The organism is Liquorilactobacillus sp. (genome assembly GCF_047719775.1).
Lineage (GTDB): Bacteria > Bacillota > Bacilli > Lactobacillales > Lactobacillaceae > Liquorilactobacillus.
Genome location: NZ_JBDNTS010000007.1, coordinates 130,036 through 140,470 on the forward strand (window position 1 = coordinate 130,036; position 10,435 = coordinate 140,470).

9 protein-coding genes are annotated in these 10,435 nt (G+C 36.1%); 5 read left to right on the top strand and 4 right to left on the bottom strand.

Features of this window, described 5'->3' with window-relative positions:
• The first annotated feature begins 2 nt into the window (after window positions 1-2).
• Entirely contained in the window at window positions 3-2,417 is a 2,415-nt protein-coding gene (locus ABF682_RS05735) for an ATP-dependent RecD-like DNA helicase (RefSeq protein WP_415619232.1), read from the top strand.
• A 127-nt stretch (window positions 2,418-2,544) separates the two neighbouring features.
• Here ABF682_RS05735 and ABF682_RS05740 read toward each other — a convergent pair whose 3' ends face one another.
• From ABF682_RS05740 to ABF682_RS05750, 3 genes are all read right to left on the bottom strand, one after another.
• The gene (locus ABF682_RS05740; protein WP_415619233.1) at window positions 2,545-3,507 is read right to left on the bottom strand and encodes a transcriptional regulator; all 963 of its coding nucleotides are present in this window, start codon (window positions 3,505-3,507) and stop codon (window positions 2,545-2,547) included.
• Window positions 3,508-3,763: 256 nt separating this feature from the next.
• Entirely contained in the window at window positions 3,764-5,440 is a 1,677-nt protein-coding gene (gene rnjA, locus ABF682_RS05745; RefSeq protein WP_289977325.1) for a ribonuclease J1, read from the bottom strand.
• Window positions 5,427-5,654, bottom strand: coding sequence for a DNA-directed RNA polymerase subunit epsilon (locus ABF682_RS05750; protein ID WP_289977324.1), 228 nt, complete (start codon window positions 5,652-5,654; stop codon window positions 5,427-5,429). Before ABF682_RS05750 ends, rnjA begins: the two co-directional genes overlap by 14 nt.
• 251 nt (window positions 5,655-5,905) lie before the next feature.
• Between ABF682_RS05750 and ABF682_RS05755 the strand changes: the two genes are divergently transcribed.
• The gene (locus ABF682_RS05755; protein ID WP_289977323.1) at window positions 5,906-6,364 is read left to right on the top strand and encodes a hypothetical protein; all 459 of its coding nucleotides are present in this window, start codon (window positions 5,906-5,908) and stop codon (window positions 6,362-6,364) included.
• Window positions 6,365-6,495: 131 nt separating this feature from the next.
• On the opposite strand, the gene def is transcribed toward ABF682_RS05755, so the two are convergent.
• Window positions 6,496-7,050, bottom strand: coding sequence for a peptide deformylase (gene def, locus ABF682_RS05760; RefSeq protein ID WP_289977322.1), 555 nt, complete (start codon window positions 7,048-7,050; stop codon window positions 6,496-6,498).
• A gap of 155 nt (window positions 7,051-7,205) precedes the next feature.
• Here def and ABF682_RS05765 point away from each other — a divergent pair, with 155 nt between their 5' ends.
• The 3 genes from ABF682_RS05765 (at window position 7,206) to typA (ending at window position 10,283) form a co-directional block, all read left to right on the top strand.
• The gene (locus ABF682_RS05765; protein ID WP_289977320.1) at window positions 7,206-7,499 is read left to right on the top strand and encodes a UPF0223 family protein; all 294 of its coding nucleotides are present in this window, start codon (window positions 7,206-7,208) and stop codon (window positions 7,497-7,499) included.
• Between the two features lie 11 nt (window positions 7,500-7,510).
• A complete protein-coding gene (locus ABF682_RS05770; RefSeq protein WP_415619234.1) occupies window positions 7,511-8,290 on the top strand; it encodes an inositol monophosphatase family protein in 780 nt (259 codons plus the stop codon).
• Between the two features lie 145 nt (window positions 8,291-8,435).
• Window positions 8,436-10,283: a translational GTPase TypA gene (gene typA, locus ABF682_RS05775; protein ID WP_289977316.1), complete on the top strand. Its 1,848-nt coding sequence runs from the start codon at window positions 8,436-8,438 to the stop codon at window positions 10,281-10,283.
• Window positions 10,284-10,435 lie beyond the last annotated feature (152 nt).

Here is a 10,435-nt window from a genome sequence, read left to right on the forward strand (position 1 = left end):
AGGTGAGTGAAGTGGATTTGCTAGACACAAATGGTGAGACTGAGAAGTATATTGTTGGTAGTGTGAATGCCATTTTCTTTGAGAGTCCAGAAACTTTTTTCAAAGTAATACAAGTTAAGATTGTGCAGACTAATTTCAATTGGAATGAAAATGAGATTGTCGCAACCGGCAACTTTGCCGATATTAATGAGGGAGTTGAATATCGTTTTGTAGGTAAATTAGTAACTCATCCACGATACGGACAACAATTTCAAGTTTTCAATTATCAAAATGAAATGCCTTCTAGCAGATCGGGCTTAATCACATATCTGTCAAGTGAAACCTTTAACGGAATTGGTGAGAAATCAGCTACAAGAATTGTTGAAACCTTGGGATTAGATGCAATTGCACAGATTATTGCTGATGAACAGAAGGTAAAAAAGCTAGGCCTCAGTAAAAAACAGCAAGAAACGCTAATTGAGAATTTAAAGACTAATAATGGTACCCAGCAAATCATCATTGAACTCAATGGTTTTGGTTTTGGAAGTCAGATGGCATCGTCAATTTATAACCGTTACCGCGAAAAAACGGTTGAAGTTATTCATGAGGACCCGTATCGATTAGCACGGGAAATTCCAGGAATCGGATTCAAACGAGCTGATCAAATTGCTGAAAAAATGGGTTTGGCAGCAGATACTCCACAAAGAATTAAAGCAGGACTTCTTCAAGGAATATATGATATTTGTCAAGAAAAGGGTAATACATATACAAATGCAAAGCAGCTACTTAATGAAACAATGATTTTGTTAAGCAATAGCCGCAGAGTCGAGCTTCCCCCAGAGTTACTTGCAGATCAGCTTTTGGAATTAGCAAATGATGGTGTAGTAGTCGGGGAAGAAAACAGAATCTATTTAAGAAAGTATTACGAGTCTGAATGGAGAATTGCTGAACGTATTAAAGAAATTAAGGAAACAAAAATTAAAATTGGCAGTAATTTTGATGGTGAGTTCAAACAGTTACTAGCAAAAGTTGAAGAACAACTTGGAATAGAGTATGGGATTGATCAAGTTAACGCCATCAAAGAAGCACTTCAATCTAAGGTTTACCTACTGACAGGTGGACCAGGTACTGGAAAGACAACTATCATTAATGGTATCGTGGCGATTTATGCCGCATTGAAAGATATTTCCTTGGACATTAATGAATACAAAAACGAACAATTTCCAATTCTCTTGGCGGCACCGACTGGAAGAGCATCTAAGAGAATGAATGAGACAACAGGGCTACCTGCTAGTACAATTCATCGCTTGTTGGGGTTAGGCAGCGGTGATGAAAATGATAGTGAACATAATCAATTGGAAGGAAGCTTATTGATTGTTGATGAAATGTCGATGGTGGATACTGCTTTATTTGATATCTTAATGGATGCTATTCCTAAAAATATGCAAGTAATTTTTGTTGGTGATAAAGATCAGCTACCCTCGGTTGGACCTGGACAAGTTTTTGCTGATTTGCTAACAAGCCCTGATTTACCTAAGATTGAATTGAAAGCAATCTATCGACAAGAAAACGAGTCATCTGTTATTACTTTGGCACATGCCATTAAGAATGGAACCTTACCTGCTGACATAAAACAAGGAAAGAGCGACCGTTCATTTATTGAATGTAATTCTTATCAGATTGAAAATGTTGTTCGACAAGTGGTGGAAAAGGCTAGATCAAGAGGATTCAAAATACGTGATTTTCAAGTACTCGCGCCAATGTATCGTGGGCCCGCTGGAATTGATAAATTAAATGAGATGTTGCAAGAAATCTTGAATCCACATCTTAAGGGAAAGAAGCAAGTTGAGATTAACAAACAGTATTTTAGAATTGGTGATAAGGTTTTGCATCTTGTGAATTCACCTGAAAATAATATCTTTAATGGTGATCTTGGTGAAATCGTAGGAATTGTTACTAGTAAGGAAAGTAAGGATCACCAAGAGTCTTTGATAATTGATTTTGACGATAATGAAGTCGAATTTAAACGCAAAGATTGGATAAAAATTCGGTTAGCTTACTGTATATCAATTCATAAGGCACAAGGCAGTGAATTTAAAATGGTAATTCTACCGATGGTACAGCAATATACCAGAATGCTCAATCGTAATCTTTTGTATACTGCAGTTACACGTGCAAGGGACTTCTTAATTTTGCTAGGTGAACCTGCTGCATATATGAATAGTGTCAAGCAAGTCGCAGTTAATCGAGCAACAACACTTGTGCAGCGTCTAGCAGCCGTTTTTAATCCACCAGCTGCTGATACTGAAAAAATAAATAGTATTTCAGAAAAGAAAGAGGATTATAGAGCTGACCCGATTCTCACAACGGATTTAATAAATAGTGGGAAGATTGACCCAATGATTGGAATGAATGAAATTACACCGGCATCTTTTTGAGTAATTCGAAGTTAGACGGAGAATTTTGACTTAAGACACATGGTTATCCGAAATAAATAGAGGAGCAAGATCAAAAGTTAGCTTTCAATCTTGCCCCTTTATTTTTGGATACTCGGAAGACTTTTATTTAGAAATTATCCTTTTCAGAAATGGAAACACTGTCAACATCAAACCAAAAAGGATAGGAGAATGATTTGAGATATGCATCATAAAATTTGTTAATAAGTTGTCTATTATCAATCTGGCTAAATTCAAGTGAATTTATTACTAGATGAATTTGTTTTTGTTCAAAAGTATGAATAAATGGTATTTTTGAAGAAAAATTAAATTTTCTAGCAAGAAGAATAAGCCAGTAAGAAAGTGGATTCAGACTGGTAATAATTGTGAGCTGAAGGTTATTGGTCTCTTTGGAATTTTCGTTATCTAAGAAGGGTTGGTTTTTGATACGAATTGAAAAAGAATTTTTAAAGAAATTGTATTTTTGTGAAAGTCTAGTAGTGACAGAGAAAGATTCTTGATTGATGAATGCATCTGTTATTGCGCAAAACTCAGCAATAAGTGACAAATGATATTTGACAAGCAGATTGTAGAATTTTGAGTTTTTAATAAGGTCAGTTACATAAGCGCTAAAGCCAACAATAAGTTCATCAGTAAAAATTTGTTTACCTGTGCCTAGCGCATTTTCAACTAATCCTAGATTATAAGAAATTGGGTGAACAGAGTTCAAAATTTGTCTTAGAGCAACCACAGGATTGGATGAAACTCCTATTTTGGTCGCAAAATTAGTTTTTTCATTAATCAAAATAAACGCTATTGGAATTTGCTGTGTACTAGCGTTGCGTAATTTTGTAAGGACATCTAGAAAAAAAGTTGAACTTCCAACTGTGACTACAACAAGATTATTTTTGGACTCTAAGTCAGCATTATTCAGATTCTTTTTCAAAACATACTCAATCTGCTGACCGTCACTAATCAATTCAGTTTTATACTTGATTGTACGTTTTTGTAATTCGCCTTCCAAGGTGCCCCAAACACTGTTGGAATCACTTTCTGGAAAGTGATTGTCAACGAAGAAAAAAAAGGTTTTCAAAGTAATCCTCCCTCCTAGTTTTGTTTACCCTCAACATTATAACTGCTTGCAGAACGTTCTGTGCAGTTTTTACTATTTTTTATAAAAATAATAAAGTTCTGGATTGTTAAAGCAGGTGCAATATTCAGCAAATAGCAAAATGTTCATGGTTAATAAAGGAAAGTCTGATCTGTGAAATATATTCTATGGAACCAGTAAAAGGGCTGGTCAAAAGTTAAATTTTGATCCAGCCCCGTAGTTGATATAAGAATAGCAACTAAACAATTACAAGCATTGGTATAATCATTGGATAGCGCTCGGTTTGTTCAAATAAAAATCCTCTTAAGTCATCAATAATCGCGTCTTTTAACATAGATTCGCTCAAATTTGGTTTACCAAGGTTTTTGCGGATAACATTAAAGAGACGTTTTCGTCCACGTTCTATTAACTCACCAGATTCACGCATATAGATGAATCCGCGAGATAATAAATCAGGTCCAGCCAAGATTTCTTTCTTTGAAAGGTCAATAGTCGCAACAACAATCACTAATCCTTCCTCGGAAAGAACTTTGCGATCACGCAATACAACATTACCAATATCACCAACACCTGAACCATCAACATAAACATCGCTTGCATTGAAGTGACCAGCCATTCGTGCAGAATCTTTTGTAAGTGCTAAAACGTCACCATTTTCCATAATGAAAGAGTGGTCAAGCGGGACATCACATTTTTCTGCGAGTCCTGTATGAATTTTCAACATTCGATATTCACCATGAACAGGAACAAAGTATTTTGGTTTCATTAATCGTAACATCAGCTTTTGTTCTTCTTGTCCACCGTGCCCTGAAGCATGAATATTATTTACCTTACCATGAATAACTTCGGCTCCAGCTTCTTCCAATTCATTGATAACATGATTAACACTTAATGTATTTCCAGGAATAGGCGAGCTTGAAAAAATTACAGTATCTCCAGGTTGAATCGCAACTTGTCTGTGTGTTCCATTAGCGATTCGACTCAATGCAGCCATTGGTTCTCCCTGAGAGCCAGTGCAGAGAATCATGACTTTATTCGCAGGTAAGCTATTGATTTCACGGGAATCAACCAAGGCATCATCGGGAATATCAAGATATCCCAATTCTCGTCCGTTAACAATTGCAGCTTCCATACTTCTTCCAAAAACAGCAATTTTACGCCCCTTGGCAACTGCGGCTTCAGCAGCCTGTTGGACACGTGAAATATTAGAGGCGAAGGTTGCAAAAATAATTCGTCCCTCGACTTTTTCAAAAATATGCCTAATTGACTTGCCAACCCAACGTTCGGATTTTGTAAAATTAGGAATTTCTGCATTTGTACTATCGGATAGTAAACATAAAACCCCATCACTGCCTAATTTTGCCATTCGCTGCAAATTAGGTGGCTGATTTGTTACAGGTGTCAAATCAAATTTATAATCACCGGTAACAACCACGGTCCCACTAGGAGTCTTTACAGCTACACCTAATGTGTCTGGGATAGAGTGAGTCGTTCTGAAAAATGAAACACTTGTCTTGCGGAACTTTAGCACTGTGTCTTCATCAATTTCATGTAACTCGGTAGTTCTCAACAATCCATGTTCTTCGAGTTTTCCTTTGATGAGAGCAAGTGCTAACGGCCCAGCGTAAATAGGTACGTTAATTTGTTTTAGCAAATAAGGGATCCCACCGATATGGTCTTCGTGACCATGCGTGATAACAAGAGCCTTAATCTTTTGCTGATTGGCAACAAGATATTGGTAATCAGGTATAACATAATCAATACCTAATAGCTCATCTTCTGGGAACTTTATCCCAGCATCGACAACAATAATCTCATCTTGGAATTGAACACCATAAGTATTCTTTCCAATTTCCCCTAAGCCACCAACAGCAAAGACCGCAGTCTCGTTGTTTTTGACACTAAGCTTTTTCATTATCAAACTCCGTTATTTTAAAATCAGAATCTTGTTGTTCATATTCGAGAGCTTTGGGGCTCAACTCTTCTAGATATTCAATATTATAGTCTGTCTGTTCTTCAACTGTACTTCTAGCACTAACTTCGGAAACAGCTTCAATGTAAAGCGATTGAGTATTTTCACGACGTGGATTGATTTTTGTGGTTGGTTGATAAAATACTTTGTAAATCATAAAATAGTAACTCCTTAAAATATATTAAATTCTGCTGTTCCTGCCTTTAGCAAGACACAGTAGGGTAAAACTTCTAATTGTAATTCCGAACATGGATTGTGTACACAATAATTGTATCTATTCTAGCATAGACTCATCTATAAGTATATAAAGTAAACTTTAACTTTTGAAATTAATAGCTAGTTAATAATAATATTTTGAATGCCCGTGTTATAATTATTGCGAAAGTCGGGGTGAAACAATTGTTACACATGACAACTTGGATATTAGTAGGCCTTGTTATTTTATTTAGCGTCTTATTAATTATTCGGAATGTTAGAAAAAATAAGTATGCTAAATTGCAACAGGCAAATAAAGACATAACCGATAGTGCTTTTGCAGCAAGTCTTAAGCGGCTTGGCCTCAGAAAAAATGAAATTAAATTAGAAATTAGTACTTCTAGACTTTCAGATGTTTGGGGTAGCGGAGTGATGGCTTATGAATATGAAGTTGATGTTAATCACAGGATAATTGATGATGAATTTCGAGAAGAACTTTCGGTGTACATGCAAGAATATGCAAAACAAAATAAGTTGAGTAGATATGATAATTTTCCAGTTTTTGTTGTCTCTGATTTATGGCAGGAAAGTAATCTTTTGCGAGTTGATATTACCTATGCTGTAAATGAAAAGACAGTTAATTATTTACGTGATATTCACAGAGTAGACTAAAGAACAACTATAAAAACCATCCTAAAATAATTTTGTATTTCCCATATTAACATAAACAGGGAAAGGCATTTCATTTAGGGTGGTTTTTCAATAAATTATTATATTTACGATAGATCACAGAATGATTTTGTTTAACCAATTAAGATGGTTGAAGAGTCTGTTTCAAACGGATGATCTTTATTGATGTGATCATAAAAAAGTACCCCATTAAGATGGTCAATTTCGTGTTGACACACGATTGCAACATAATCGCGTAATTTTTCAATATGTTTATTTCCATCCAAATCGTACCAGCGCAGTGTGATCCGGTCGTGTCTTGGAACATACCCTGGAACCTCTCGATCAACTGAAAGACATCCCTCTCCTTCTGAAAGTGCAGCCATTCTTACTGACTCGCTCAAAATAGTTGGATTGACTAATATGTGTTTGAATAATGGAGCGTCATTTTCATCAGGAACAAGGACTGCTGTCATCCGAAGTGAGACATCCACTTGAGGAGCAGCCAGACCAACGCCGGCACGTAACTTGTATTTTTCAGCAATCTCAGGATCTTGACTATTTTCAAGAAACTCCATCATTTTTCCTGCAAGTTCTTTTTTTTCTGCACTCATAGGGAAAGTAACTGTTTTTGCACGAGCACGCAATGTTGGATTACCTTCACGAATAATATTTTCCATGGTTATCAAAATAAAAGCCTCCGTTTTTTCTAATCACTATTTATTATAACTTATTTGGAACTAATTATGAAATACTTTTGCTAAAAGTTGTGAATATATATTTTTAGGCTAATGTATGTGTATAATGTAGAAAGAAAGTAACTTAACGGAAGGATACAATTACTATGCAAATACCAAATAATTTTGATTACCCTTTGCTATCTGAGTGGAGTACAAATGAAATTATCGCAGTGACTGATTTTTATCAAGCAGTTGAACAATTGTACACTGCTAAGATTGAGCGCGAAGTTTTTTTAAAAAAGTATCATGCGTATCAAAAGGCAGTTCCTATGAAGATGAATCAGAAAAAAATTGATCGTGAATTCTTTGATAGAACTGGGATGAGTATTTATCAAGCTGCTAAATTTGTCCAAAGCAGTAATAAACAATTTGTACATCTTGGTGTTACTGCGAGGTAGGAGGCATTAATGTGGGGAAAGAACTCGAATATCTGGATATAGCAGTTAAGGGTTGGATGCATGAGGCTCGTGCCAAAATACTCGCAGCCTTTGATGAAGATTTAGATGTGTGGACTAAGAGCGGAAGAAATGACTTAGTTACAAATGTAGATAAGGAAGTTGAAAAATTTTATAGCAAGAATATTCACTTGTTATCTCCCGAAGCTAATATTATCGGTGAAGAATCTTTCACTCAAGCTGATTTGAATATGGATGGTTTGACTTGGTTTGTAGATCCGATTGATGGCACGATGAACTTTGTAAAACAACACAGTCATTTTGTCAGTATGATAGCTGTTTATGAGAACGGCAAAGGACTTAGAGGGTATATTTATGATGTTATAGAGGATAAACTGTATTGGGGGGGACCTGATATTGGTGTATTCTGTAATAATAACAAAATGAGAGCACCCGATAATGTTTTTTTAAAGGATGGATTAATTGGAATTGGAGCGCCATATCTTATTCATAACTTTTTCAATTTACAAGCAGTTGCTCTAGCAAGTAGCGGAACACGGATATATGGAAGTGCAGGAATTCAAATCATTCATGTAATTGAAGGAAAATGTGCGGGTTATGTGTCTTATCTGAGACCGTGGGATTTCGCGGCAGGTAAAATTTTAGCAGAGACTCTTGGATTAAGTGTGAAAATGATTGACGGGACACCCTTGGATATGCTAATATCTAGTGATGTACTCGTAGCTACAAAGAATGCTCAAAAGGACATAGCGAAACTTATTAAAAAAAGTTAGCTGGTCGTGAGCTGTGACTGAGGTCACAGTTTTTTTATGCTAAACAATGAAAAAGAACTTTAAATATTTTCATTTGATTTTAGTTTAAAAATGAGAGTAGAGATTTAGTAAAGTAGAGATATAAATTTGAAGGGAAGAAAAAAATTTGAAAACACGTGATGATATCCGTAACGTTGCTATTATTGCCCATGTTGATCATGGCAAAACAACTTTGGTTAATGAGTTATTGAAGCAATCGGATACTTTAGATGAACATACTGAGATCGATGATCGTGCTCTTGATTCAAATGCAATTGAGAAGGAACGTGGAATCACAATCCTTTCTAAGAACACTGCCGTTAAGTTTAAAGGCAAACAAATTAACATTTTAGATACACCAGGACATGCCGATTTTGGTGGCGAAGTTGAACGTATTATGAAAATGGTTGATGGTGTATTGTTAATTGTTGATGCATTTGAAGGAACAATGCCTCAGACACGATTTGTTTTGAAAAAGGCATTAGAACAACATTTAACGCCAATTGTTGTTATCAACAAGATTGACCGTCCTGGTGCTCGCCCTGAAGAGGTCGTTGATGAAGTCTTAGACTTGTTTATTGAATTGGGTGCTGAGGAAGATCAATTGGAATTCCCAGTTATTTACGCTTCCGCAGTTAATGGAACATCTTCGTTGGATTCTGATATAGCAACACAAGAACATACTATGGATCCGATTTTCAATTCGATTATTGAAACAATTCCAGCACCAGTTGACAACTCTGACGAACCATTACAATTCCAGGTTTCAATGCTTGATTATAATGAATTTGTTGGTCGTATCGGAATTGGTCGTGTGTTCCGTGGAAAAATTAAAGTTGGTGATCAGGTTACTGTTTTGAAGCTTGATGGTTCAAAGAAGAACTTCCGTGTTACCAAGCTTTTCGGTTTCTTTGGATTAAAACGCTTGGAAATTGAAGATGCTCAAGCAGGAGATTTAATTGCAATTTCCGGGATGGAAGATATTTTCGTTGGTGAAACAGTATGTCCAGTAGACACGCCTGAAGCGTTACCTGTTTTGCGGATTGATCCACCTACTTTGCAGATGACATTCAGGACTAACGATTCTCCATTTGTTGGTAATGAAGGAAAATTTGTTACTGCTCGTAAGTTGGAAGATCGTCTTAAGATGCAATTGCATACAGATGTTTCCTTACGTGTTGAAGACACTGATTCACCGGATGCTTGGGTCGTTTCGGGTCGTGGGGAACTTCATCTTTCAATTTTAATTGAAACATTGCGCCGTGAAGGATTTGAACTTGCTGTTTCACGTCCACAAGTTATTTATCGCGACTTTGATGGTCAAACATGTGAACCATATGAAAATGTTATTATTGATACACCAGATGAATATTCAGGAGCAGTTATTGATTCGTTAGCACAACGTAAGGGTGAAATGTCCAATATGGAAACAAATGCCAACGGTCAAACTCGATTGACGTTCTCAGCACCTACTCGTGGATTGATTGGATATGACTCACAATTTCTTTCAATGACACGTGGTTATGGTATTTTTAATCATACTTTCTCAGAGTACAAGCCTGTTATTCGTAACTGGGAACCTGGTCGTCGTAATGGAGCTTTGGTGTCGATTAATCGTGGGAAAGTTACAACTTATGCTGTTATGGGAGTTGAGGATCGTGGAACGATTTTTGTTGATCCAGGAACTGAAATCTATGAAGGCATGATTGTTGGTGCAAGTTCACGTGAGCGCGATATTTCTGTTAATGTTACGAAGGGTAAGAACATGACTAATGTTCGTTCCTCTAATAAGGATCAGACTGCTTCGATTAAGAAACCAACACACTTTACTCTAGAAGAATCACTTGAATTCTTGAACGAAGATGAATTGTTGGAGATTACACCGGAAAGCATTCGTTTACGTAAGAGAATTCTTGAGACAAATAGCCGTGAAAAAGTTGCAAAACAAAAGAAGATTGCTACGCGTAAAGACTAATTAAAAAAGAGATGTAAGTGTAACATAAGTCGGAAAAATTTGAGTACTAACGCTAAATTAGACGGAGAATTTTGATTTATGAAACACATTTGTTCGTAATAAATAAACAATCTAAGATTAGTTCTGGTATTAATTGGTGAAAATCAGTTAAT